Source organism: Acinetobacter sp. 12966, assembly GCF_031196995.1.
In the GTDB taxonomy this organism is placed as follows: domain Bacteria; phylum Pseudomonadota; class Gammaproteobacteria; order Pseudomonadales; family Moraxellaceae; genus Acinetobacter; species Acinetobacter geminorum.
In genome coordinates, this window is record NZ_JAVIMC010000132.1 from 37,007 (window position 1) to 63,586 (window position 26,580).

26 protein-coding genes are annotated in these 26,580 nt (G+C 39.6%); 11 read left to right on the forward strand and 15 right to left on the reverse strand.

Annotation, left to right across the window (positions count from 1 at the left end; translation table 11 throughout):
* From RFW85_RS17970 to mazG, 8 genes are all read right to left on the reverse strand, one after another.
* Complete coding sequence (locus RFW85_RS17970; RefSeq protein WP_000567533.1) at positions 1-270, reverse strand: HPr family phosphocarrier protein; 270 nt, start codon at positions 268-270, stop codon at positions 1-3.
* Positions 267-1,118, reverse strand: coding sequence for an RNase adapter RapZ (gene rapZ, locus RFW85_RS17975; protein ID WP_002117179.1), 852 nt, complete (start codon positions 1,116-1,118; stop codon positions 267-269). The genes RFW85_RS17970 and rapZ overlap by 4 nt, the downstream gene beginning before the upstream one ends.
* A 23-nt stretch (positions 1,119-1,141) precedes the next feature.
* Positions 1,142-1,990, reverse strand: a complete 849-nt coding sequence (gene panC, locus RFW85_RS17980; protein WP_170247678.1) for a pantoate--beta-alanine ligase — start codon at positions 1,988-1,990, stop codon at positions 1,142-1,144.
* Positions 1,991-1,993: 3 nt separating this feature from the next.
* The gene (gene panB, locus RFW85_RS17985) at positions 1,994-2,803 is read right to left on the reverse strand and encodes a 3-methyl-2-oxobutanoate hydroxymethyltransferase (RefSeq protein WP_002117298.1); all 810 of its coding nucleotides are present in this window, start codon (positions 2,801-2,803) and stop codon (positions 1,994-1,996) included.
* Between the two features lie 45 nt (positions 2,804-2,848).
* On the reverse strand, positions 2,849-3,331 hold the full coding sequence (gene folK, locus RFW85_RS17990) for a 2-amino-4-hydroxy-6-hydroxymethyldihydropteridine diphosphokinase (RefSeq protein ID WP_086264972.1): 483 nt from the start codon (positions 3,329-3,331) through the stop codon (positions 2,849-2,851).
* A complete protein-coding gene (gene pcnB / locus RFW85_RS17995; protein WP_086264971.1) occupies positions 3,328-4,791 on the reverse strand; it encodes a polynucleotide adenylyltransferase PcnB in 1,464 nt (487 codons plus the stop codon). Before pcnB ends, folK begins: the two co-directional genes overlap by 4 nt.
* Before the next feature lie 125 nt (positions 4,792-4,916).
* Complete coding sequence (locus RFW85_RS18000) at positions 4,917-5,321, reverse strand: ComEA family DNA-binding protein (protein ID WP_170247677.1); 405 nt, start codon at positions 5,319-5,321, stop codon at positions 4,917-4,919.
* On the reverse strand, positions 5,290-6,096 hold the full coding sequence (gene mazG / locus RFW85_RS18005) for a nucleoside triphosphate pyrophosphohydrolase (RefSeq protein ID WP_170247676.1): 807 nt from the start codon (positions 6,094-6,096) through the stop codon (positions 5,290-5,292). Before mazG ends, RFW85_RS18000 begins: the two co-directional genes overlap by 32 nt.
* 112 nt (positions 6,097-6,208) lie before the next feature.
* Here mazG and RFW85_RS18010 point away from each other — a divergent pair, with 112 nt between their 5' ends.
* The 5 genes from RFW85_RS18010 to RFW85_RS18030 all read left to right on the forward strand — a co-directional run bounded on the left by RFW85_RS18010 (position 6,209) and on the right by RFW85_RS18030 (position 10,976).
* The gene (locus RFW85_RS18010) at positions 6,209-6,982 is read left to right on the forward strand and encodes an SDR family oxidoreductase (RefSeq protein ID WP_170247675.1); all 774 of its coding nucleotides are present in this window, start codon (positions 6,209-6,211) and stop codon (positions 6,980-6,982) included.
* 468 nt (positions 6,983-7,450) lie between these two features.
* Positions 7,451-8,815: a COG3014 family protein gene (locus RFW85_RS18015; RefSeq protein WP_133480842.1), complete on the forward strand. Its 1,365-nt coding sequence runs from the start codon at positions 7,451-7,453 to the stop codon at positions 8,813-8,815.
* A 19-nt stretch (positions 8,816-8,834) separates the two neighbouring features.
* Complete coding sequence (locus tag RFW85_RS18020; RefSeq protein WP_170247674.1) at positions 8,835-9,245, forward strand: YcfL family protein; 411 nt, start codon at positions 8,835-8,837, stop codon at positions 9,243-9,245.
* 53 nt (positions 9,246-9,298) lie between these two features.
* Positions 9,299-9,901 (forward strand): penicillin-binding protein activator LpoB, encoded by a 603-nt coding sequence (gene lpoB / locus RFW85_RS18025; protein WP_046812598.1) that lies wholly within the window; start codon positions 9,299-9,301, stop codon positions 9,899-9,901.
* Positions 9,902-9,971: 70 nt separating this feature from the next.
* Complete coding sequence (locus tag RFW85_RS18030) at positions 9,972-10,976, forward strand: CsgG/HfaB family protein (RefSeq protein ID WP_170247673.1); 1,005 nt, start codon at positions 9,972-9,974, stop codon at positions 10,974-10,976.
* Positions 10,977-11,016: 40 nt separating this feature from the next.
* Here RFW85_RS18030 and RFW85_RS18035 read toward each other — a convergent pair whose 3' ends face one another.
* From RFW85_RS18035 to cysM, 4 genes are read right to left on the reverse strand one after another with little or no spacing between them, the layout of a single operon-like run.
* A complete protein-coding gene (locus RFW85_RS18035; RefSeq protein WP_002117181.1) occupies positions 11,017-13,323 on the reverse strand; it encodes a bifunctional (p)ppGpp synthetase/guanosine-3',5'-bis(diphosphate) 3'-pyrophosphohydrolase in 2,307 nt (768 codons plus the stop codon).
* 30 nt (positions 13,324-13,353) lie between these two features.
* Positions 13,354-14,745: a 23S rRNA (uracil(1939)-C(5))-methyltransferase RlmD gene (gene rlmD, locus RFW85_RS18040; RefSeq protein WP_170247672.1), complete on the reverse strand. Its 1,392-nt coding sequence runs from the start codon at positions 14,743-14,745 to the stop codon at positions 13,354-13,356.
* Positions 14,746-14,754: 9 nt separating this feature from the next.
* On the reverse strand, positions 14,755-15,573 hold the full coding sequence (locus RFW85_RS18045) for a 3'-5' exonuclease (RefSeq protein WP_005066255.1): 819 nt from the start codon (positions 15,571-15,573) through the stop codon (positions 14,755-14,757).
* Between the two features lie 12 nt (positions 15,574-15,585).
* Complete coding sequence (cysM, locus tag RFW85_RS18050; protein WP_002117176.1) at positions 15,586-16,518, reverse strand: cysteine synthase CysM; 933 nt, start codon at positions 16,516-16,518, stop codon at positions 15,586-15,588.
* Positions 16,519-16,690: 172 nt separating this feature from the next.
* Between cysM and RFW85_RS18055 the strand changes: the two genes are divergently transcribed.
* The 6 genes from RFW85_RS18055 to RFW85_RS18080 all read left to right on the forward strand — a co-directional run bounded on the left by RFW85_RS18055 (position 16,691) and on the right by RFW85_RS18080 (position 23,583).
* Positions 16,691-19,498 (forward strand): ATP-binding protein, encoded by a 2,808-nt coding sequence (locus RFW85_RS18055; protein WP_086264969.1) that lies wholly within the window; start codon positions 16,691-16,693, stop codon positions 19,496-19,498.
* Between the two features lie 93 nt (positions 19,499-19,591).
* Positions 19,592-20,380 carry a crotonase/enoyl-CoA hydratase family protein gene (locus RFW85_RS18060; protein WP_309171751.1) on the forward strand — a complete coding sequence of 263 codons (789 nt, stop codon included), beginning with the start codon at positions 19,592-19,594 and terminating at the stop codon, positions 20,378-20,380.
* Between the two features lie 12 nt (positions 20,381-20,392).
* Positions 20,393-21,259 (forward strand): NAD(P)-dependent oxidoreductase, encoded by an 867-nt coding sequence (locus RFW85_RS18065; protein ID WP_309171752.1) that lies wholly within the window; start codon positions 20,393-20,395, stop codon positions 21,257-21,259.
* A 16-nt stretch (positions 21,260-21,275) separates the two neighbouring features.
* The gene (locus tag RFW85_RS18070) at positions 21,276-22,070 is read left to right on the forward strand and encodes a TIM barrel protein (RefSeq protein ID WP_309171753.1); all 795 of its coding nucleotides are present in this window, start codon (positions 21,276-21,278) and stop codon (positions 22,068-22,070) included.
* A gap of 81 nt (positions 22,071-22,151) precedes the next feature.
* Positions 22,152-22,553, forward strand: coding sequence for a ribosome silencing factor (gene rsfS, locus RFW85_RS18075; protein WP_001047580.1), 402 nt, complete (start codon positions 22,152-22,154; stop codon positions 22,551-22,553).
* A gap of 208 nt (positions 22,554-22,761) precedes the next feature.
* Positions 22,762-23,583 (forward strand): SDR family NAD(P)-dependent oxidoreductase, encoded by an 822-nt coding sequence (locus RFW85_RS18080; RefSeq protein ID WP_309171754.1) that lies wholly within the window; start codon positions 22,762-22,764, stop codon positions 23,581-23,583.
* 53 nt (positions 23,584-23,636) lie between these two features.
* Here RFW85_RS18080 and RFW85_RS18085 read toward each other — a convergent pair whose 3' ends face one another.
* Genes RFW85_RS18085 through RFW85_RS18095 form a run of 3 tightly spaced genes read right to left on the reverse strand, consistent with a single transcriptional unit; the run spans position 23,637 to position 26,557 of the window.
* Positions 23,637-25,091 carry an NAD(P)(+) transhydrogenase (Re/Si-specific) subunit beta gene (locus RFW85_RS18085; RefSeq protein ID WP_133480846.1) on the reverse strand — a complete coding sequence of 485 codons (1,455 nt, stop codon included), beginning with the start codon at positions 25,089-25,091 and terminating at the stop codon, positions 23,637-23,639.
* A 12-nt stretch (positions 25,092-25,103) separates the two neighbouring features.
* Entirely contained in the window at positions 25,104-25,418 is a 315-nt protein-coding gene (locus RFW85_RS18090) for a proton-translocating transhydrogenase family protein (protein ID WP_000230434.1), read from the reverse strand.
* Between the two features lie 11 nt (positions 25,419-25,429).
* Entirely contained in the window at positions 25,430-26,557 is a 1,128-nt protein-coding gene (locus RFW85_RS18095; protein WP_032052909.1) for a Re/Si-specific NAD(P)(+) transhydrogenase subunit alpha, read from the reverse strand.
* Positions 26,558-26,580: the final 23 nt, after the last annotated feature.

The window sequence follows — 26,580 nt, forward strand, 5'->3', positions numbered from 1 at the left end:
TTAATCTGCCTCATAAAATTTTGCGGCGAATAACGCCTGTACTTCATTTAATGCCTGCTCTTCGTCGGTACCATCAATGACCAATCGCAAAGTGGTCCCTTTACCTGCACCTAACATCAGCAAAGACATAATATTTTTTGCATCTACTAAATGATCGCCTTTTCCAATTTGGATCGACGAACGAAATTTTGTAGTGACCTCTATCAGTTTTCCTGATGCACGAGCATGTAAACCGAGTTTATTAATTACATCAACAGTTGTGTCTATCATGACCAGTGCTTCATTTCTCTGTGTAAGACCTGAACAGACCATTCTGCCTCAAGTGCTTGTTTTAGTCTATCTACGATATAAACGGAACGATGTTGACCACCAGTACAACCAATAGAAATCGTCATATAGTGACGATGTCCTTCAGCAAATGCTGGAAGCCATTTTTTTAAGAAGTGAAGAATATCATCAAACATTTCGTTTGCTTGCGGACTTGCTTCTAAAAATAGTCTTACTGGCTCATCCAAACCAGAAAAACGTCTCAATTCTAAATCCCAATGCGGATTTGGTAAATGCCGTACATCAAAAACATAATCAGCATCTAAAGGAATGCCATGTTTATATCCAAATGACTGCAATATCACGATGAGCTTATCTGACTGCCCCAATTTAGACAGTAAAATATGCTTTAGATCATGAACACTTTTATCTGTTGTATCAATATGAACCGTAGCGCGGAACTGAATTGGGAGCAGTAACTGCTTTTCTTCATGAATACATTGCAACAGACTTTTAAAACGATTAGCCAATGGATGCGGACGACGCGATGCACTAAAACGTGCAATCAAATCCTGATCTTGCGTAGTCAGATAAATCACATCAACTGTGCCATGTTTTTGTAGTTGCTCAAAAACATGATCGAACTCTTGCATATCTGCACGAGTGCTTCGAACATCCACACCTAATGCCAACTGCTCTAGATTATTTTCATGATCTAGCTTTGCCACAATTTCGGGCAGCAATGCCAAAGGCAAATTATCAATACAGTAATAGCCCAAATCTTCTAACACTTGGAGCGCCGAAGATTTTCCTGAACCAGACTGTCCTGTCACGATAAGTATACGCTTCATGGCATGGCTGTCCTTTGATCTGTTTATTGGGGTGTAAAGGCAACTTCTAAATTATCAATCAAACGAGTTGCACCCAATTTTGCCGCGACGAACAACACAATATCACGATCAAACTGAGTAGCAGGTAACAGATTTGACTGACGAGCTTCGACATAATCCACAACAAACCCATTATCTGTCAACTGAGTTTTGATATCTTCTAAAACTTGTTGTAGATCTTTGCCTTGATGTAAATGCTGCTCAGCTTGCTTTAAACTCTGATAAATAACCGGAGCGACCTGACGTTGCTCAGGACTTAAATAACCATTTCTTGAACTAAGAGCCAAGCCATCTGCTGCACGAACAATTGGCACACCAATTACTTCGAGCGGGATATTTAAGTCTTGTACAAACTGACGAATCACTGCTAACTGCTGATAATCTTTTTGACCAAAGAAAGCATAGTTAGGTTGCACAATATTAAAGAGTTTGGTTACTACCAAAGCTACGCCATCAAAATGCCCAGGACGTGAACTACCACATAAAGCATCAGTAATTTGGCTAACACTTATATTGGTTAAACGTGGCTGAGTACCGTACATTTGCTCAACTGATGGTGCAAAAATAATGTCACAACCGACATCGGCTAATAGACGACTATCTTGTTCTAAAGTACGAGGATAGTTATCAAAATCTTCACCCGGTCCAAATTGAGTTGGATTTACGAAGATACTAACAACCACAACATCACATAACTTTTTCGCTTCACGAACAAGTGTGAGATGTCCTTCATGTAGATTTCCCATTGTTGGGACAAAACCAATAATTTTACGCGCAGCTCTAGCAGGATTTAAAGAAGCTGCAAGACCTTGTATGGTGGTTTCTGTTTTCATGAATTACAGCTCAACGTGGAAAGTATGTTCTTTGGCTGGAAATGACTGATCCTGCACGGCAGCATGAAAAGCTTTAAAAGCGTCTAGGATTGCTGTTTCTCCAGATTGTTCTTTCATAAAGTTACGGACAAAACGCGCAACTCGACCAAAAGTTAAACCAAGCATGTCCTGTACTACAAGTACCTGACCATCAGTCGCATTACCCGCACCAATACCAATCACAGGTGTATTTGGAAATAGTTCAGCAATTTCTTGTCCCAACTGAGCAGGAACACATTCAAGCAATAGAACTGCTGCGCCAGCTTCAACCACTGCCGTACAGTCAGCAATAAGTTGATCAGCTGCTTCACGTGTTTTAGCTTGTAATTTGTAACCGCCAAATACGTGTACAGATTGAGGAGTTAAACCTAAATGTACGCACACAGGTACACCATTACGAGTTAACACTTGTACAGTTTCACTTAGCCAAGCGCCGCCTTCGATTTTGATCATCTGGGCACCAGCTTGCATAACTGTTCTTGCGTTTTGCAAAGCATCATTTAAGGTGGCATAACTCATAAATGGTAAGTCAGTCATAATCAAAGCATGCTGGTTACCGCGACGCACAGCCGCTGTATGATAAGCCATGTCCTCAACAGTTACAGGTAAAGTTGAGTCACGACCTTGAATTGCCATTCCAAGAGAATCACCAATTAAGATTGTATCAATTTCAGCAAGTTCCATTGCTTTTGCCATACTCGCATCGTAACAAGTTAGACAAGAGAACTTACGTCCTTCGGCTTTAAATTTTCTTAAGTCACTTAGACTAATCATGATGGTATCCTCTACAGGAGTTTGCAGAACGTAATAAGTCAGGCTCTAAGCCCAAGACTCATCAGCAAGTACAGTCAGCGTGGGCTGCTGTATGAGTTCTAAATTTTTAAGTGGCTGATCATTAATATGTAAATCAGCGTCTAAATCTAATAAAGGAATTACAACGAAATCTCGCTCTAGAATTCCAATGTGTGGCACAGTTAAGCGCTCATTTTGAATTTTTTTATCACCATATATAAGCAAATCCAGATCTAATGTACGCTCCCCCCAACGACGAAGGCGTACACGACCAGCCTCTTGCTCAAATCGCTGTAACTGGTCTAACAAATCTAAAGGCGTGAGATCCGTATTTAGCTCTGCAACTGCATTTAAATAATTTGGTTGATCTTGAGGGCCCATAGGCGGACTTTGATAAAGTTTAGAAACTTTCACTTCACCTAAAGTTTTAAGCTTAGTAATGGCTTCAGATAAGATTTGGCGTGAATCGCCTAAATTACTTCCTAAACCAATATAGGTCTTCGTTGTCATTGCGTTGGCCCAAAAATAACTTGGCTTAAATCGCGTTGTACTCGCTTACGCTTCAAAATCGGATGGTCGCCCATCACCCCAGCTTCTGAAGCAGTGGCTTTTTCAACGAAACGACCCATCGATTGTTCTTGTCGAGCACGTTCTTTTTTCCCACGACGGCTGCGTGGTTCAGGAATATCAACCAAAGGTTCGATTTCCATCTCAACTTTATTGTTTTCAACAGGTTCAGCAACAGCTTTACGACGGTTTCTAGCCTTCTGACGATTGTACTGGCTAATTGCTGCTTCTTTTTCGTCATTCGACATTTCTTGGTAGGCTTCCCACCAGCTTCCCATTCCTTGCGTAGTGTCATCACCTGACTTTTCACGAAGTAACAAGAAGTCAAAACCAGCTCGGAAACGCGCGTGTCCAGCCAATGCTTCAATTTGCTGTGGTTTCGGATTAAGCAAACGGGTCTGCATTTCCCAAACTTCACGAATAAAAGTTTCTGCAAAACGAGGAATCACTGTGCGGGTTGCTTGACGTTTTAAGACATCTAAACCAGCTTGTGCACGAGCTTCAGCTGGTACCACACCTTTAGATAAATAAAATTCACAACGCTCTAAAAATGGTTGCCACAATAAGACTGCATAGAAAAAAGCAGGGTTAATTGTTTTACCAACCTGAATACGTTGATCTGTATTCTTTGCTGCTCTTAAAATAAATGGAGTGAGGTTAGGCTGAATATCGGCAAAGAGTTGTTTCCAAACACCAAATTCAATCAACATTGGCAAAACACGCGCCAAATGTCCCATTGTAAAGAGCTTCTGAGATTCATCATATAAACGATGCGGAGAAACATCACGCAATAGTTGCGTCATCTCTGCATCAAATATATTGAGAATATCTGAGTCAATTTTGAAATTTAACTTGGCTGCAAAACGTAGAGTTCGCAGCATACGCACTGGGTCTTCTTCGAAGCGCTGTGCCGGATCGCCCAATAAACGTAGAGTTTTATTTTTTACATCATCAATTGCTTTGCAGAAATCAAGCACAATACTCTTACGCGGTTGGTAATATAGCGTATTGATTGAAAAGTCACGGCGAGCAAAGTCTTGTTCGATGGTTCCCCAGTTATTGTCACGTAAAATCATGCCTGAAGCACTGGTGACTGCTTTTTTTGGAGGAGCACGGAAGGTTGCAACTTCAATAAGCTCACGCCCTGAATAGACATGTGCTAATTCAAATCGACGGCCAATGATTCGACAACGTCGACCAAAAACTTCTTTAATCTGGGAAGGTGTTGCATTAGTGACTGCATCGAAATCTTTAGGATTAAGCCCTAGCATTAAATCACGGACACCACCCCCAACAATATAAGCTTCATAGCCAGCTTTAGTCAGGCTATCGATCACATCTAAAATCGAAGAAGGAAGTTGGGCTGTGGACAAACCACATTTTGACGCTCGCAAGGTTTGCAAAAGACGCTGTCTCCTACGTCAGGACGTAAATAACAAGTTGTCGCTAATCATAGCTCTAACGCACACAAAGGGCAATTTGATTCTCTGTAGTTTGCGCATGAAATGATAATTGACAGAAAGATGATTTATAAAGCCAACCGTGTTTTATTCTTTTCAAAAATGGCTGGACCAATACCCTTTACGTTTTTAAATTCATCAATATTTTTAAAGCCGCCATTCTTTTGACGGTATTCTACAATCGCCTGAGCCTTTTTCTCACCAATACCTTTTAGCTTTTGGAGCTCATCAATATTGGCTTGATTCAAATGAATTTGTCCTGATGAATCAGTCATAACTGAGCTTTTTGGACTATTAGAATGAGAGGCGTGTTGCATGCTCAACTTCTGATCATACATCTGCTGTTTAACCTTCCACTCCTTAAAATTTTGATCAAAAGATTGAGCCTGAACTAGCGTTGATGAGATCAGGCTCCAAAATAAAATAATGAAAATATTGTGCTTATTTTTCCAAAGATTCATGCTGAATTGCATGTGTTTTTTCCCCTAACTTTAACTGCCGCTTTGCCTGATTCCACAATTCATCCATTTCAGACAGTGTCATGTCTTCTAATGTTCTTTGCTGTTTTTTCGCTTGATCTTCAATAAAAGCAAAACGGCTTCTAAATTTATGTATTGTTGATAAAAGTGATGCTTCACTTGATATCGCAAGTTTACGTCCAACATTGACTAATGAAAACAGGCAATCTCCAAATTCGTCTTGAATTTCATCAATATTTTGATTTTTTAGGGCCTGCTTAAACTCATCCAACTCTTCTTCTAGTTTTTCATACGCATCTTCTACCGTTTCGAAATCAAACCCAACCTTAGCTACATTTGTTTGAATTTCTTGCGCCTGTAACAATGCTGGCCCATGCTTTATTTCATCTAATCTTGATTGCGGCTTGCCTTGTTTTTCTTGCTGTTTAATTTGTTTCCAAAGCTTACTTACTTGCTCTGGCGTTAAATTATTAAATTGATCTGCCTGAAAAACATGTGGATGGCGGCGTATTAACTTTTCACTTATTGCCTCAACAACATCTTGAAAGTTAAAAGCGCCTTGCTCACTAAACATTTGTGATTGAAACACAACCTGTAATAACAAATCGCCTAGTTCATTTCTAATTTCATTAATATCGCCATGGCGGATGGCCGCCTCGACTTCATATGCTTCTTCAATCGCATATTTAGTCAGTGACATTGGGGTTTGTTGTTGATCCCACGGACATTTTTCACGTAACTCTTGCATGATTTTAAGCAATTTATCCATGGTAACCCTCAAGTTTAAAAAGTCGGTCAGTCAAACTAAGATTTTAATTTGTTATGATCAAAATCAAAGCGATTAAATCAGTCGCACTATTGTACTGACAAAGAGAAAAAAGATGAGATACAGTATTCTGATTAGTGGTGCCGCTCAAGGTATTGGGGCTGAAATTGCACGCGTATTCTACAAACAAGGATATAAAGTAGGCATTTACGATATTAATGAATCGCTTGCTCAGGAACTAGCAAATGACTTAGGCCCCAATGCCCGTGCCGGCTATCTAGATGTAAGTGATTACAGCCAGTGGCAACACATATTAAAAGAATTTACCGAATGGGCTGGTGAACTTAATATCTTGGTAAATAATGCAGGTATTTTATATTCTGGTGCTTTTGAAACGACTGATATTAAAGCTCACCAAAGAACAATAAATATTAATGTAAACGGCGTAATCAATGGCTGTCACGCTGCTCTCCCTTACTTAAAGCAAGCTTCTTTTGCACGCGTCATTAATCTGTCATCAGCTTCTGCAATTTATGGGCAAGCTGATTTGATTTCTTATTCGGCTAGTAAATTTGCAGTTCGTGGAATTACTGAAGGTTTAGATGTGGAATGGAAAAAATATGGTATTCGCGTTTTAGATGTGATGCCGCTATTTGTACAAACTGCAATGGTTAACAATATGGATACAGGCACCATTCAGAATATGGGGATAGATTTAACCCCAAATGATATTGCTCAGCAGGTGCTTACGCTTGTAGAGAAAAAGGCTCATTTCTGGACGCCTACCCATACTCCAGTGGGTATAAAAACCAAACTGCTTTATCAGCTCTCAACTTTAAGCCCTCAGTTTGTAAATCGACTAACCAACATCTATTTATCTAGAAAATAATTTGCAATAAAAAGGCTCTCATTTGACAGCCTTTTTACCAAAACAATTTTATATATATTTATAATACAACAATCGAGAAACACTTTTTTAAGTTACTCTAAATCAAAAGGCTTCAATAAAATACATATCATCACTTATTAATTAAAAAACCTTCAAATAAAAAAGATGAATATTAAAAAAATAAACATATCAATTATTTAAATTTAAGAATCCAATTAATTCTGATTAAAGCGATAAATAAAACTTAAAAGCTAAGATTAAAATTATTATAAAAACTTAATTAGATTATTTTTCAAACAAACAAACACTTAAAATATAAAGCTTCAAAAACCTTTAACGCTATATTAGATAAGGCTTTGCGTTTACTCTTCAATAGAACAAATAAAACTAATAGTTAATAAAATTATTGAAATACTCACTTTACAAAATTATAGTTCGTTTATTTTTGTAAACTTGTGAGTATTTTTTGTGACAGATTTTTCAATAATTAAGCAATCACAACGACACAAAAAAACTCTTCTGGCTATTCTATTTAGCAGTGTTTTACCTACTGCTCAAGCTGGCTTTTTTGATGACTACAATCAAACCGCTCAGAGCTTCCGTGCAAACCTCACGCAACCCATTCCAGAAGAAACTCATAAATTTTTAGAGAAAAAAGCTAAAGGGAGCGATGCTGCACTCTACCTACTTGAAAAAGGTCGCTTACAACAAGCTAATCATCAATATGAAGAAAGTAAGAAATCCTTTGAAGCTGCGTTTGTACTGTTAGAACAAAGAAATAATAAAGCAAAAATCAGTGCCTCAGAACTCGGATTTAAAGCTCTCTCACTTGTAAGTAATGACAGTGTTATTCCTTACAAAATCCCAGAATATGAACAAGTTTTAGCACATGTTTATCAAGCCATAAATTTTATGGCTCTCAATAATCCAGAAAGCGCTGGTGTAGAAATGCGTATCGCCCAACGTATTCAGCGTGAAATTGAACTTGCCCACACGAAGGAAGCTGAAAAAGCTAAAGAAAAAGCTGGTTCCGATCATAATCAGAACTTTGACGAAGCTTTTGCTGGCCTAGATACAATTGCTGGGAAAGTTAAAAATACATATCAAAATGCTTATGCATTTTACATGGCAGCCACTCTTTGGGAAGCATTAGGAGAAGAAAACGATGCTCTCGTTGACTTCAAAAAAGCTTATGAATTGCAGCCTAATGACTTCATCAAAAATGATGTTAAACGCTTAGACATGTCTTCAGGTAAAAAATCTCAACAATATCCAGTTGTAATTTTCTTAGAGCAAGGCCTAGTACCTCAAAAAATACCCAATACATTTGCATTGCCTACTCCAAACGGCCTGATCAATGTTTCATTTGCTAGCTACAACCCTTCTACTTATAAAAGCCCTACTAGTCTTCAGGTACTTGTAAATGGTAGACCTATGACTAGCACCTCTACCTTAACTGATATAGGTGCATTAGCTGTAAAAACATTAAAAGAAAATGTAGCTGCCAATATGACATCGCAAATTGCGCGCACAACAGCAAAATATATGGTCCAAAAAGAACTTGGGAATCACCTAGGGGCTATTGGTCAAATTGCTGGGAACATCTACAACACAGCTTCTGAAAAAGCCGATGTTCGTGCGTGGAATACTCTACCAAGTAATGCTCAAGTTGCCCGTCTCACTTTGCCAACAGGCACTCATACTATCCAACTAAAAAATGGCTATATGACTCAAGAACTCAATATTGATGTGAAACCAAATCAAACTGTGTTTATTCATGGCATAGAAGCAAATCAAGAAATTTTAACCGATAGTTTTGCTATTACTCATTAATGATTAAAGGATATTCAAAATGAAAAAGGCCGTAATTTATTTGAGCCTACTCTCAATTGCATCTGCGTTTTTTACAGGTTGTACAGCTCCAAATGCTATGCAAACAAAAACTGACATTACCACAGGTCAGAGTACTGTCCGCACTCAAACTAACAACCCGATTTTAGCTACCCGGATTGGTGTTAGTCGCGTCAACATGACGTCTTTAGGCGATATTAAGCGCGCATCCCTTGCTCTAAAAAATGGTTGGTTCTATGCCCAAGACTTCCAATACAAAATTGTATGGTTTGATGCGGAAGGAACTGAAATTAATCCAGAAGGCGCAATTTGGAAACCTATTAGCTTACAAGGTCGTGAAGTTAAAACTGTTCAGTCAGTTGCACCTAACCCTAGTGCAGTCGATGTATTGATTTACATGAAAAAAGATTAAGTTTTTAAACCTAAATTCACAACATTATTTAAAGATAGATACAGGACATTTTAATGAAAATTAAATCACTATTCATGATTACAGCAATGAGTAGCGCTGCACTTTTTTCTGGTTGTGCTTCACAAACAGTTAGCTATGGTGATGCGCAATCTGTTGAAACTTTAACAAAAGATTTTGGTTCTACAGATTTACAGCAAATTGCGACAAAAATGGTGGATGACATGCTTGCCTTCCCACCAATTATTGATATGACAAAAAATCGTCGTCCTGTTTTATTTGTTGATAAAATTAAGAACAAATCTCAAGAGCATATCGATACAGAGTCTATTACCGATACGATTCAAAACCGTCTAATCAATTCAGGAAAATTCCGCTTTGTAGACATGACTTCTGTGGGTGCAGTAGCAGACCAGATGGCTTATCAACAACGTAGCGGAATGGTAGATAAACGCACTGCCGTAAAATCCGGCACACAGATTGGTGCTGAGTATATGCTGAATGGTAATTTATCTAGCATCGTTAAAAACTCGGGCGGCAAGAGTGATGTTTACTATAAATTCACTTTAAAACTACTGAATTTAAAAACTGGAATCGTTGAATGGACCAGTGAAAAAGAAATTCGCAAATCTGCAAAAAAATCTACATTCGGCTTATAAGCTTTTCTAAATAATCCTTTATAGCATGGCAATTATTAATTGCTATGCTCTATAAATAAAAAGAGCCTTTATGAGAAAAATATTTTGCGCAGTACTATTAAGTCTTACTGCCACCTCAAGTTTTGCCGCGCTACAAGAAGTGATGAAAGAAGCTTCAGGTAGTGGACCAACCCAGCAACAAGCTATTGCAGAAGCTTTATTAACAGCAGCTCAATCTGTGAATGGAACAAAAGTAAGTTCACAAATGGGGATGGCTGAAGAAGTTAATATGGTTATGACAGATCACCACTGGTCATATCAAGGCAAAAGCTCACCTGTGTTCAGTGTACAAACAGAGTCTTCAGGTGCAATTAACCGTTTTCAAGTGCTTAGTGTTTCTGGTTCAGGTAAAAATTATAAAGCCCGCGTTCGAGCTTATATTAGTAAATATCAATCAAATGTAGCTGATCAACATTTACGAAGAATCGCAGTTTTTCCTTTTCAAGTAGTTGAGTCAAAATTTAACTTAGCATCGGGTGAAGACCCATATGAGTTTGTGCAGGAAGTAGCGGATCTAATTGGTACGCAAATGGCAAATTCACGACAACTAAGTTTAGTAAGTCGAGATTATATTGAAGAGATGGCAAGCGAAAATGCATTCCTCGCTTGGGATGGTGCGCCATCCGAAATGGCAAGAATTGCCCAAAAAGTGGGTGCAGACTATATTCTTGTTGGTAGAATTAATGAAGCCCGCACGGTTCAAGGTCAATCTTTTTACGGCGCAGTTCCAGCCGAACGTGATGCGATTAAATTAAACTGGCGTGTAATTGAAGTAAATACAGGCAAAATTGCAGCAGCTGGTTCTATTAAGCAGCCACCACAAGCAAATGTTGGTAATTTAGTCACACAAGATACCCCACCTTCTAGTACCGAAATTTTCGCAGATCAAGTCGTTAATGATGTATTGCGTGGTTTATCTTTGAAATCAAATCATTACTCTCAAAACGAAGATAGTTTTGATAATGAGGTAAATTCTTCACCATTATCAGATGCAGATCTTCCTTCAGGTTCTAGCGAAAAACCAATTCGCTGGTAAATAAAAAGGCTGTCATTTGACAGCCTTTTTACTTAATTTATTAAACGCCTTGAATCATGCGTCGAGCACTAATAATTCCCGGTTGCTGCTCTAGGCGAGCCAATAAGCGAGAAAGCTGTGCTAAACCTTTAACCTCAATGAGCAACTTCATATTAGCAATACCATCGGCCTCAGAAATTGTATTAACCTGACGAATATTGATTTGGTCAGAGAAAATCACCTGAGTTAAGTCTTTAAGCAGACCACGACGATCATAAGCTTCCACCACAATTTGAACGCTTTGACCACGTGTTGGCTGCATTTCCCAATCAGCTTCAACAGCACGCTCTGGCTCTTGCTTAATCATACGTTGATAGTCAGAACAAATGACTTTATGGATGCTGACACCACGGTTCAAAGTAATATATCCAGCGATTGATTCACCATGCACCGGCTGACAGCACTGAGCGATGTGCAGCTCTACATTATCTAAGCCATCAATTAAAATGCCATGTGCTGATAGCGTATGGCTGGCACGTGGATTTAATGTTGGTTTAAGTACTAGTTCAGGCTCATCCTGATCTAGATGCATTTGGCGGTTCACCTGATTAATCAGGGCATGTAAGCTAATATCGCCACTGACCAGATTCACCAAAATATCGTCGCCAGTCTTCACATTAAAATGTGATGAATAATCATTTAGGTCGATACTTTTTGGGTGAATCGCAAGACGAGCCAACTCTTTATTAAGCAGTTCTCGGCCTACTTCAAGATTCTTACTACGGTCTTGCTGTCTAAACCAATGACGCAACTTGTCACGTGCACGAGAGGTTTTGATATAACCCAGAGAGTTCACCAACCAGTCACGGTTTGGTTCACGATCTTTTTTAGTTAAAATTTCAACCTGTTCACCTGTTTTTAAAGTATAGGTAAGTGGTACATAACGCTGGTTGACCCGCGCTGCATAACACTTATTCCCTACTTCTGTATGCACATGATAGGCAAAATCTAAAACTGTTGAGCCACGCGGCAATTCTTTAATATCACCATCGCGACTGAAAACATAAATCTTTTCAAAGCCTTCAAAGTCTTGTAACTGTTCAAAGCCTTCTGTTTCATCTTCGTTTTGATGTACCGTCGTTTCATTACGTTCTTGATAATGTTCTAAAACAGCACGTAATGAATGCAAACGATGGTTAAAAGAATGGTCGGTATTCTTTGAACCTTCTTTATAGTTAAAGTGTGAACATACGCCTAACTCTGCTTCATCATGCATCTCATGAGTACGAATTTGCACTTCAAGAGATTTATTTTCAGCAATTACAGCTGTATGCAAAGAACGATAACCATTGGCTTTCGGGTTGGTAATATAGTCATCAAACTGGTGCGGAATATGACGCCAGATTTGATGTACGATACCTAAAGAGTGGTAGCACTCTGGCACACTATTGACCAACACACGTAAAGCACGAATGTCATAAAGTTGGTCGAAGCTCAGGTTTTTGCTCTTCATTTTTCGATAAATCGAATAAATGTGTTTTGCACGCCCTGTAATTTCAGCTTCAATGCCGTAAGACGCTAACTCATTTTTCAAACGGTCAATGACGAACTGAATGTAATGCTCACGCTCTAAACGCTTTTCATTGAGTAATGAAGCAATCTCTTTATAACGATCTGGTGCCAAATAGCGAAATGCAAGATCTTCAAGTTCCCATTTAAGCTGAGCAATACCAAGTCGATGTGCCAACGGCGAATAAATAGTAAGAATTTCACGCGCTACACGTTCTTGGCGTTCACGAGAGGAATTTGCAAGCTCTCGCAAAGAATAAGTACGCTCAGCCAACTTAATTAAAACAACACGAACATCTTCGGTCACCGAAATCAGCATTTTATAAATGCCGCTTAAATGTTCTCGTTGATTATTATTAAAGTGATCTTCTAACCGTTTATTTTTTTCAATAAGTTCTGAGAGTTTACCCATTGCCAAAGTACCTTTGACAAGGTTGTAAACTTGCTCCCCGAATTTCTGTTTTACTTCTTCTATATCGGTAATGCCTTCACGCACACTACGATAAAGCATTGCTGCTGATAAAGTATCTTCATCTACATGGAGATGTGCCAGAATGTCGGCCATTCCAACGCCTGTAGCAAAAGTATTGGAACGATGATTAACCGTTGAATCTAACTCTTTTTGCAGGGTTAAATGAGCGACTTTTTCAAGTTGTTCAAGCTCCGCCCCATCTAATATTTCACGCACCCGATCCAACCATGAGGCTAAACCGATTTGCGTTTCGGCGGCATGCTCTACAGTCGTTTCCTCTGACAACTCGGTTAGTTGTTCAGGTAACTGTTCACGTACTGTGACCATACCATTCTCCTCAATATGTAACTCATGTTTTTAATCGTTTATCTCTTGAATTTTTTCAAATAGTGCAATGGATTCAACATGTTCGGTATGCGTAAACATGTCCATCACTGCTGCTTTTTTTAACTGGTAACCATATTGGACCAAAACACCCGCATCCCTTGCCAGTGTAGCTGGATTACATGATACATAAACGATTCTTTTTGCTCCAAAATTTGATACATACTGCATAATTTCATATGCACCAGCACGAGGAGGATCAATCAATAATGCATCAAATCCTTGATTTGCCCAAGAATGATGCGAAAAATCTTTTGTTAAATCTTGTGAAAAGAAGGTTGCTTGCACCAAACTATTGCATCTCGCATTAGCTGTTGCTCGCTGCACCATTTCTTCACTCCCTTCAACACCGACAACCTGACCACTCTCACCAACACATCGTGCTAACGGGAGTGAGAAATTGCCCAAACCGCAAAATAGATCAAGTACCTTTTCACCTGGTTGCAATTGAAGCAATTCACATGCCAATTGAACCATCTGTTCATTTACTGTGGCATTGACCTGAGTAAAATCCAATGGCGAAAAAGCAAAATTTACATTAAACCTTTCTAAGGCATAGTGTAAACGTAAAGCACCTTGTTCATCATCAATACGATGAATGCTTTCAGGACCTTTAGGTTGCAAATACAACTGCCACCCTTTGTGTAACGCAAATTGCTTTAATTGGTTGACATCAGAATTGTTTAATTTTTCTACATGACGAACCAATAAAGAAATTTCATTATCACCTTTTGCTAATTCTACATGACCAATGTGCGCTTTGCCTTTTAGACTTTGGAGTAAAGTGCGTAACTCAGGCAGACTATTTGATAAGTTTTTATCCAAAACACTACAGCTATGGATCGAAGTTAAACGATTACTATGATGTTCGCGAAAACCCATGATTAAGCGATCTGGTTTTGGCAAATAGCGCACGCCTATTCGAGCACGACGACGATAATCACTTTGTAAAGATCGAATCGGTTCTAGCCACTGTTCAGGTTGAATACCTGCAAAATGCTGTAAATGTGACTGGAGTACATTTTGTTTTAAACGGATTTGTTCATCAGGGTGAATATGCTGCATGCTACAACCCCCACAGATACCATAGTGAGGACAAATTGCCTCTATACGATGTGCTGAAGGTTCTCCTAACAACTGCAACATTTCAGCTTCTTCAAGACGCTTCGCTTGATGGGTAATCCGAGCTTTTACAGTTTCTCCTGGCAATGCATAACGAATAAAAACTTTTTTGCCATGCTTATCTGCAGGGTGCTCAGGATGAGAACCATAATGCGCAATTCCACGCCCCTCATGAGAAAGTGTTTCAACCTGAAAAATATATTCAGGCTGTTGAAGGTTGCGAGATTTGGCTTGTTGTTTCAAAGAATGAACCTAAAAATCTGAAGAATTAAAATAGTGAGAAGTAAATTCGGTATGTTTCGAAGTACGTTCCCATACTTCAAGGAAATCGGCTTGCTGTGGCATAGTCTGTAAATATTCAATACTCGAACTGATCCAATGGTTATGCTCATCTGCATTTAATTGGCCTTTTAGTACTAACCAACGCAAATAAATAAACCATGTATTGAGCACATCCCCTTCACAATAGCTCGTCAATTTTAACCACTGTTGATTACGAACATATTCAGGCACATGATAACCCGACTCACCACGCTTACCCGGCAAACCTAAAATACAGGCAATATCGTCAAGCTTTTGAAAATTACGGCCATTAAACATTGCCATAACGTCCATTAAGTCTATATGGCGATGGTGATAACGGTTTTGGTAATTATTAAAACGCTTCTGGCTATCAATCTCGCCTTGATCAAACAGACCGGGGGCAGATAGCCCATGATACATAGCGCGAAATAGGATAACTGGTAAATCAAATTGTGAACCATTCCAGCTTACTAGAGTCGGATGGCGCTTATCAAAAATAGATAAAAATTTCTGTAAAATTTCTGCTTCAGAATATTGTTCTCGACTAAAAGAAAATAATCGAAAACCAGACTCATCGATCCATAAGCCAGAAATACAAACAATTTCATGTAAAGGCAAACGCTGAAAGTCCATACCAGATTCTTGGCGACGGATTTTCGTCAATGCTTGCTCTACATCGGCCTCAGGTAAATCAAGATGATATAAATGCGCACCCGCTTTTAAATCAGTTAAAGTTTCAATATCAAAAACTAAGGTAGGGAAACGCATTATTTCTCTCAATTATGAGTTATCGTCCTGTACTGAAAACAGACCTGTAGACAAGTAGCGATCGCCACGGTCACAGATAATGCAAACAATAACAGCATCCGGATTTTCTTCTGCAATTTTAATTGATGCCCAAACTGCACCGCCTGAAGATGTACCAGCACTAACACCTTCCATACGAGCTAATTTACGCATAGTTTTTTCAGCTTCAATTTGTGGAATATCGATAATACGATCAACACGGCTACTATCAAAAATAGTAGGCAAATATTCTTTTGGCCAACGGCGAATACCGGCAATACTTGATCCGTCTGCTGGCTGTAAACCAACAATTTGAATATCTGGGTTTTGTTCTTTTAAATATTTAGAAACACCCATAATGGTACCTGTTGTGCCCATTGAACTCACAAAATGGGTAATTTTACCGCCTGTTTGTTTCCAGATTTCAGGACCAGTCGTTAGATAATGAGCTTCAACATTATCAGGATTACCAAACTGATTTAAAACGTGCCCCTTACCCTCTTTTTCCATTTGTAAGGCTAAATCACGTGCACCTTCCATTCCTTGCTGTGGTGTCACTTCAATCAGCTCTGCGCCATAAGCCAACATTGCGTCTTTACGCTCTTGGCTCATATTGTTCGGCATAATAAGTTTCATTTTATAGCCGCGCATTGCCGCAACCATAGCCAAAGCAATACCTGTATTACCGCTGGTTGCTTCAATTAATGTATCACCCGGTTTAATTTGACCACGTTTTTCTGCCTGCATAATCATGTTATATGCAGGACGGTCTTTTACAGAACCTGCCGGATTATTACCTTCCAATTTTGCTAAAACTATCGCTTGCGTATGAGAAGCTAATCGCTGCAAACGAACTAGAGGCGTCTTACCTACATAGTGATCTAACAAAAATTCGTCGGCTAAAAAATCAGGTTGTGTATTACTCATGATCAACACCTATATCGAGGTGGGCCTATTGTATGAAAAAATGCTCGGTACTGCACCCATTTCAATATGCTTTTTCATGAAAGCGATTAAAGCTCGGTCATTTATAAAATGCCGTCTGTTTTAAAATAAAGCGTGATAAGATGCCCTACAGAGAGATAAATCTGATGTAGCCATGTCTAATTTCAATAAAACCTTATCGAAACGCTTACGTCTGAATCATGCATATGGACAATTAATTGCTCTTATTTTTGTGCCCATCATGATTTTAACGTGTGTTGGTGCTTTTCTGGTTTTAACTGAAACCTCACATTCAGTAAAACAACAACAGCTACATCATGCCTCAGCAATTTTAGCTCGCTACAATCAAATCGCGATCGATTTATATAAGCTTGTTGAACTAGAGCCCGATGAATATGATCACGCCCAGCACATCATGCAAAGCATGTTTAGTGAAAAAAATCTAAAACGTGCTGCTTTAATTGATAGTAATGGCCAGACCTATTTAAGTATCGGTTATCGCGATAATCGCTACTGGCCAAACTTTACGCAAAGTAGTAATTTTTTTGGTCCAATATCTTATAACCACAACAATATTTATGGACAGCGGATTAGCGACACACCCGGAAAAGCACCTGTCTGGCTCGTCATTGAAATGGATAATCAGCCACTAGAATTGGCACGTTACCGTATTTTGATTGCCCTCGTCATTACTGGCTTAATGACCTTATTGTTACTTTTACTTTGCTTGAATTTTTACTCGCGTCGCTGGATTGCACCGATGTACGAAATTCGCATGCAGTTGCAACGTTTAAATGCAGACACGTTGGACCAGCATATGGTCATTAACAGTACAGGTGAATTACGCTTATTACAGCGAGATATTGCAAACGTTGTTAAACGATTACACTTTAGCTTTTTAGAGTTAAAAGAACACACCGAACAAACCGAAGAAGACTTACGTAGAACGTTAGATACCTTAGAAGTTCAAAACATCACTTATCGTCAAGCACGTGACCAAGCGATTTCATCGAACCAAGCAAAATCAGTTTTCCTTGCCAATATTAGTCATGAACTTCGAACACCTCTAAACAGTATTGATGGCTTTATTCATTTATTACTTCGTCAGCAAAATCTAAATAACGAACAAAACCTTTACCTGCAAACTATTCGCAAATCATCTGCCCATTTATTAGCATTAATTAATGATGTATTAGATTTCTCAAAAATTGATGCCGGTAAGTTAGAGCTTGAAACAGCACCGTTTGATTTAGAAGAAGCTGTCTTTGATGTCATGGATATGCTGTCTCCACTGGCTGCTCAAAAGCATATCGCAATGGCTTTTTATTATGCGGACAATATTCCACAACAAGTGATTGGTGATGCTTTACGCTTTAAACAAATTCTAACTAATTTGATTTCAAATGCGATTAAGTTCACTCCAGATGGCGAAATTATTGTTCGTGTTCGTATGGAACATGATGATATCGGACAATGCCTACTTCATTTTAGTGTTCAAGACAGTGGTATTGGTTTAAGCGGAACTGACCGTAAAAAATTATTTGAATCATTCTCGCAAGGTGATGCATCCGTTACACGTCAATTTGGCGGTACAGGTTTAGGCCTTGCGATCTCTAAACAGCTTGTCCATCTCATGCATGGTCAAATTGGCTTTGAGGATAACCAAGAACGCGCCCCAACAGAAAAGGGCTCGACCTTCTGGTTTACAGCACAATTTGTGGTAGATGAAGATTACGAGATTGAACACCCGCACTTTGAACATTTACAAGTGGTGTCTTATCTTGCCCACCCTGCTACAGCAAGTGTTTTACGTTATTACCTTGAGAACTATCATGTTCCTCATATCGAGACACAATCGATTCTGGACTTATTTAGTCGTTTAAAGCATCTTGATCAAAAAGACAATACATGGCTCATTGTTGACCACAGCGGCGATACTGAAGCGTTATTAAAAGAAATCCGTAGTCGTTATCAAGGCAATTTGGCAGTCTATGGCTATCAAATGACACTTGAGCCAAATATGCTCAATGAATATCGTGCTCGCCCTTTATATCAACCATTAAGTCGAAGCGGACTCATTCAATTATTAAATGATCAGCCTATTTTTGAAGAGGAGCAACAAGATTTTAATGGTCAAGGTTTACACATTCTGGCAGTCGATGACCACTTACCTAACTTAATTGTTTTAGAAGCCTTGCTAGGTGAACTCAACGTTAGAACAACTAAAGCTCTCAGCGGTCAAGAAGCGCTGAACCTGATCCAAGAGCGAATTGACCAGAAGCTTAAACCATTTGATTTGGTATTTATGGATATTCAAATGCCTGTTATGTCAGGTATTGATACAACTCGCGCTATTCGCTCATTAGAGTCGACTTTAGATGGTGAAATGCAGCTTCCAATTATTGCATTAACAGCGCATGCCCTTGCTGATGAAAAGCAAAAACTCCTCAAAGTAGGCATGAATGACTATGTTACCAAGCCAATTCAAATGGAACAAATTATCCAAATTTTAACGCAATGGACCAAAAACAACTTTACATCAAAAGCTCTAGATAAAGACCATCATGTCGTTGCAGAAGCATTAGACCCAGAAATTCTAAACTGGCAACAAAGTTTGCAGCTTGCAGCAAATAAAGAAGATCTTGCTCAAGATTTACTTAAAATGTTAGTTGATAGTTTCCCAACTGAGCTAGACGAAATGCAGCAGCTCATCGAGCTTGAAGACTTCCCTCAACTTGAGCATGTTTTACATCGTCTTTATGGTGCTACCCGCTATGTAGGTACTCCAAAACTGCAACAAGTGACAGGTGATTTTGAGCAATTTATTTCAACACTACGCAAAGAACGCCGTATAGCCGATGAAGGATTTATTGAAGAAGTTATGAGACGCTTTGATGAGTTAGGACTTGTTGTTAAAGAAGTTGAAAGTGCTGCTCATCAAATCTTGGTGATTCCTGACTAGCATATCTACCAACTGGTATGACTGAGCTGTCATGTTTCCAAATTACAGCCATGTTATGCTCCGCTTATCGATAAAAAAATAAGCGGGAATTTCATGGCACTTTTACGTATTGAAAAGAATAATGGCATTGCAACAGTTTATCTAAACCGCCCCGACAAACGCAATGCCATGAGTTTTGCCTTATTAAAAGAACTCGTTTCCACAGCAAAAGCCATTAAAAAGGATAGAGAGATTCGCTGTGTGATTTTGACAGGTGAAGCACAAGTTTTTAGTGCCGGAATTGATTTATCTGATCTTAACAATCCAAAAAATTCTGCCTTTGCCATTTGGGAGCTTGTGAAGCCTGGACAAAGCTTGTTCCAAAAAGCATTCCTGATTTGGCAAAATTTACCTATACCTGTGATTGCAGCTCTTGAAGGATATTGTTTTGGCGCCGGAATGCAACTTGCCTTAGCAGCTGATATTCGAATTTCTCATCCAGACACTAAAATGTCGATTATGGAAAGCCGTTGGGGCTTAGTTCCAGATATGGGACTTACTCGCTCATTGAAAGGCTTAATTGGTGTTGACCTTGCAAAAGAACTCACCTTAACAGCCCGTGTTTTTGATGCGAATTATGCAAAAGAAATTGGTCTTGTGACTCATTTAAGCAACTCTCCACTAGAAAAAGCCAATGAAATAGCTGCTGAAATGTTACAACGCTCACCTGATGCCCTAACTGCAGCAAAACGTGTACTTGATGCAATGGAACACCAACCTGAAAAGTCATTACGTCTAGAAAAAATCTGGCAACTTAAATTATTACTTGGTAAAAATAGCAAACTTGCTCGTAAAAAAGACAAACATCCGGAAGTTAATTTTTTACCACGCCAATATAAATAAAGAGCTTAGATTATGAATTTTGATCGTAATACCCCTATTGCTTTTTTAGGTATAGGGCTGATGGGGAGCCGCATGGCAACCCGTCTTATTCAGGCTGGTTTTCAAGTTGCAGTTTGGAATCGAACCTTTTCTGCATGTGAAGAACTGATTGATATCGGCGCACAGCCTTTAGAACTTTCAGATATTGGTGAGTATCCAATTATTTTAACCTGCCTAGCAGATGACAAAGCTGTAGAAGCAGTATTTGAACAAATTCAGCCTAATTTAAAAGCTAAACAGGTAATTGTTGATTTCTCAAGCTTATCTGTTGCTGCAACAAAAACGCTTGCTCAAGCTGCTGCTGCGCATGACGTTATATGGATTGATTCACCAGTATCAGGTGGAACAGCTGGTGCAGAACAAGGCACACTTGTTATTTTTGCAGGTGGCGATGCTCAAACGATTACGGAATTAGCTCCTATTTTTAATGTCTTATCTCAACGTGTAACACGAATGGGTGATATAGGTACGGGTCAAGCCACTAAAATTTGTAATCAATTGATTGTGGCAGCAAATAGTGCTCTTATCGCTGAAGCTGTAGCACTAGCAGACCGAGCTGGTGTAGACACCACATTACTCGCTCCAGCTCTAGCTGGTGGATTTGCCGACTCAAAGCCATTTCAAATACTTGCACCACGCATGGCAACTCATACATTCGAGCCTGTTCAGTGGAAAGTTCAAACATTATCTAAAGATCTTAACAACGCGGTAACATTGGCTAACAATGTTAATTTAGATATCCCTGTTGCACAAAAAGCTCTATTACAGCTACAAACTCACCAAAAAAATGGCTTTGCTGAGAAAGATTTAGCTACTATGATTCAAGTAGTAGAGCAATAATAAACGGAGTTTGTGTATGGGTCGTCTTGCCGTTAACTTATCCATGATTTTTACCGAAGTTTCTTTAATTGAACGCTTCGCATTAGCCCATGCAGAGGGCTTTGAACATGTAGAAATCCAATTCCCATACGAACTTACCATTTCCGATATTCAAGACCAACTTGAACGTTACAACCTCAATCTCTGTCTAATCAATGTGCCTGCTGGTGATCTTATGCAAGGCGGAAACGGTTTAGCAGGCATTCCCGGCCAAGAGATAGCTTTTCATGAAGCCTTAGAATTGGCCATTAGCTATGCTACTGCTTTAAAAGTTCCTCGTGTTAATATTTTAGCGGGTAAACAACCGCTAGATGCTGACTTACTTCCTTGTTTAAAAACGTTAGCAGCCAATTTAAAACATGCCTGCAACTTATTAAGTGAACATGGTATAGAGCCTGTTTTCGAAATGATTAATGGCACGGATATGCCTCGCTTTTTGGTGCAGAACATTGCACAGGGACAGGAAATGCTCGAAGCAGTCAATCACCCTGCCCTCAAAATGCAATATGATTGTTATCACATGGCCATGATGGGTGAAGATGTACTTGAGGGTTTACAAGAAAATATTAACTTAATTGGTCATATTCAATTTGCAGACTGTCCAGGCCGCCATGAGCCTGATACAGGTCAAATTCCTTATGAACAAATTTTTTCTTGGTTAAAGCAAAGTTCATATCAGAACTATATTGCAGCAGAATATAAACCTGAAAATGCTTCAAATCAGTCGTTTACATGGAAGAAAAAGTACTTTTCTGATGATGTAAATATATAAACTGTTACGACTTCTGTTTGAAATTTAGTGCGAAAACCACTATATTAGATAGTGAGTAATTGTCAGGAAAATATACCCTATATGAATTTAGAACCATCGCCCAGCGTGTCTAATTCTCACGATTTCGCAATGAACACCTCAAATAAAGACGTACAAGCTTGTCTCAAAGTCGTCCACGACGCTTTAGTTGATGTAAAAGCAAAAGATATTCTCCAGTTAGATGTTAGCTCAATTAGCAATGTCGCTGATGCTATTGTAATTGCAAGTGGTACTTCTACTCGCCATGTCAAAGCACTTGCTGACAATGTCGCAGAAGAAGCTCGAAAAGCCGGTTTCCGCCCGATTGGCGTTGAAGGTGAACGAGATGCAGAATGGATCTTGATTGATCTCGGCTTTGTTGTAGTACATGTGATGCTACCAACAGCTCGTAAATTCTATGATTTAGAAAGCTTATGGCGTACCGCTCCAGAGTCGGTTGCTTAAAATTTTGCTTTTAAAAAAGCGGCTCTTTTGAGCCGCTTTTTTTTATTTATCTAACATCAATTTTAATTACATTCAAATACGCAGACCCTACCCCCAAAGCACCAATCATCACTTACAACTAATTTTGACATGACAAATTGTCAAATTTTCAGCACTATAGAAATTCTTGAAGTCCCCACCAATAAATAGCATAACCGGAGTACAGAAAGTGAAGATATTAATTACAGGTGCTAATACGGGCATAGGTTTCGCCACAGCAGAACAACTTGTTAAACAAGGGCAACATGTGATTTTGGCATGTCGAAATCCTCAAAAAGCGCAAGAGGCACAAAACAAACTACGCTCACTTAACCAAGGACAAGTCGATGTCGTTTCTCTCGACTTAAATAGTCTTGAATTAACTAAAAAAGCTGCCGATGAAATTGCAGATAAATATGGCAACCTTGACGTACTCATTAATAATGCAGGTTTATTTGCCAAAACCAAACAGTTGACCAGTGAAGGCTTTGAGCAACAATTTGGGGTTAATTATTTAGGCCATTTTTTATTAACTCAAAAACTACTTCCAGTTTTACAACAGTCTCCTAAAGCGCGCATTATTCATCTTGCGTCTATTGCTCATTGGGTTGGCTCAATTAAACTCAATAAATTTCGCGCAGAAGGTTTTTACAATCCCCTGTTCTATTATGGTCAATCAAAGCTTGCGAATTTACTATTCAGCAATGCATTAGCAGAACAGTTAGCTGGAAGTTCAATTACCAATAACGCACTACATCCAGGCGGTGTCGCTTCTGATATTTATCGCGACTTACCCAAACCTGTCTATGCGGCGATGAAATTAGGCCTAGTCCCAACCTCAGTTCCAGCAAACCTCATTACAGAAATGGCAACTTCTGAGGCATGGCAGAACCGTAATGGCGAATATGTCAGCGCACATATGCCAAACTGGAAATCATCACATGCTAAAAATCGGCAACTTGCACGTGACCTCTATCAACAATCTATGGACCTTGTAGAAAAATTTCTTTAAAAATAGAGGTAAATAAAAAACCACCCGAAGGTGGTTTTTTATTTCAAAGCAACTTAGTGGCCTGTACCGTTAATTGCTTTTGTCATATCTTCAACAACTTTCTTGGCATCACCAAAGATCATCATTGTTTTTTCGTTATAGAACAAATCGTTGTCTAGACCAGCATAACCAGTTGCCATAGAACGCTTAATCACCATAATTGTACGTGCTTTATGAGCTTCAAGAATTGGCATACCATAAATCGGTGAGCTTGGATCATCTTTTGCAGCTGGGTTTACAACGTCGTTTGCACCAATTACAAGTACTACGTCAGTTGCAGGGAAGTCTGAGTTGATCTCATCCATTTCCAAAATGTCTTCATATGCCACGTCCGCTTCAGCAAGTAGTACGTTCATATGACCAGGCATACGACCTGCAACCGGATGGATTGCAAAGCGAACCGTTACGCCCTGTTCTTTCAAAAGTTCACACAACTCTTTTACCGCATTTTGAGCACGACCTTGCGCCATACCATAACCCGGTACAATCACAACGCTGTCCGCATTTGACATCAAGAAGCCAGCATCATCAGCAGAACCTGAACGGTAGTTACGTTGAACTTGTTCACCTTTATCTGCAGATGCAACTGCTGCACCACCCATTGCCCCACCAAACAATACATTGATGATCGAACGGTTCATTGCTTTACACATGATGTACGACAGAATCGCACCAGATGAACCTACAAGCGAACCAGCAACGATCAACATGTTGTTTTCAAGTGTAAAACCAATACCTGCTGCTGCCCAACCAGAGAATGAGTTAAGAAGTGATACCACTACAGGCATATCACCACCACCCACTGGTGCAATCCAAACCCAACCAAATGCAAGTGCAAGTGCTGTCATTGCCCAGAAAGCAGTCATGTTGCCAGTTGTAAAGAAGTAGAAACCACAAGCCAACATCGCAACAAAGATAAGTGCTTGAACAGGTTTAACCCATCCACCAGAAATTGTTTTAGCCCATTTTTTCGCAGCCAATTTACCATACGCAAACACAGATGCAGTAAAGGTAATCGCACCAACGAAACAACCCACAAACAATTCAAATAAGTGAACCTTACTCATGTGTGCATGTTGTACGCCCGCTGCGGTTAAAGCCGCTTCGTTTTGAGCAAACAATGCAGTTAATTGGTTGTTATGTAAAATTGCAGCAATCGCAATTAATACCGCAGCCAAACCCACCAATGAGTGCATAAGCGCAACAGTTTCTGGCATTTGAGTCATTGGCACTGTACGTGCACGCGCAATACCCACGATTGCACCTAACACCATTGCCCCAACGATCATCCAAATGACTGGATTGTTGGCAACAAAGAAGGTCGTTACAACTGCAATCGCCATCGCGATCATACCGTAACGGTTACCTTGAATTGCTGTTTTAGGACCAGATAAGCCACGAAGCGTCAAGATAAAGAGGATTGCGCCAACAAGGTACAACCAGTTTGCATTTGCTTGAATAAATTCCATGTCAAAGCCCTCTTATTTCTTTTGCTTAGGCTTGAACATTTCCAGCATGCGTGCAGTTACTGCAAAGCCACCGAAAATATTAATGCTTGCCAAAAATACTGCAATCGCACCGAGTACGCTCACCACATTCACACTTTGAAATGCAACGTTAGCATCTACACCTAAAACTGGCAGACCTACAGTTTGCAACATCGCACCTACCACAATAATAGATGACAACGCATTGGTTACTGCCATAAGTGGTGTATGCAAAGCTGGCGTAACACCCCAAACCACGTAATAACCTACGAAGATGGCAAGGACGAAAATTGTAATAGTTTCAACCATGAGGAATCTCCTTAACCACGCTTAAGCAGTACTTGACCGCCATGAGTGACCAATAGGGCTTTTTGGATTTCGTCTTCCTGATTAATCGCAAAGTTTTTCTCTTTGTCGAATAGGGTCTCTACGAAATTAAAAACGTTACGCGCATACAATGCAGAAGCTTCTGTTGCTACAGTTGCGGGAATATTTGGAACACCCAAAATTTTCACGCCATTTTCTGTAAACACAGTCTCACCAACTTTAGAGCCTTCAACGTTACCACCAGTTTCAACAGCCATATCTAAAATGACAGAGCCTGGTTTCATCTTGGCAACAGTTTCAGCTTTAATCAGACGTGGCGCATCACGCCCCGGCAGCAATGCAGTAGTAATCACGATGTCAGCATTAGATACAGCTTTATCTACAATCGCAGCTTGGTCTTTGATGTATTGCTCACCTGGCATCCATCCATAACCATTTTTAGCGGCATCCGCTGCACGTTGTTGCTCTTCTTCAGACATTGGTACGTCTAACCACTTACCACCTAAAGACTCAACTTGATCTTTTGCTGTAGGACGTAAATCGGTCGCTTCAACAATTGCACCTAAACGTTTTGCAGTTGCAATCGCCTGAAGACCAGCAACCCCAACACCCATGATTACAACACGCGCAGGCTTTACAGTACCCGCAGCAGTCATAAGCATTGGGAACATGCGTTGATATTCAGCAGCAGCAAGTAAAACCGACTTATAACCAGCTAAGTTTGCTTGAGAAGACAACACATCCATGTTTTGTGCACGAGAAAGCGTACGAGGAAGCAGTTCTAAAGCAAAAGCAGACACTTGTTGATTCGCAAACTGATCTAGCTCGGTGTTACGATAAGGATCAAACATTGCTACAACAGCGGTATTTGCTGCAAGTTTCTGAATTTCCGCGCCCTGTGGTGCACGAACTTTCAAAATAATTTGACTACCCGTATAGGCATCATCCGTAATGGTTGCACCGACCTGTTCATAAGCACTGTCAATGTACGCAGCCTTTACACCAGCACCACGTTCAATCACAACGCTATGACCAGCGCTAATCAACTTCTTTACTGTCTCTGGCGTAGCAGCTACACGATTTTCACCGACGACAGTTTCGGTTGGGATTCCGATCTGCATGAGCGTTCCTCAAGCTAATTTCT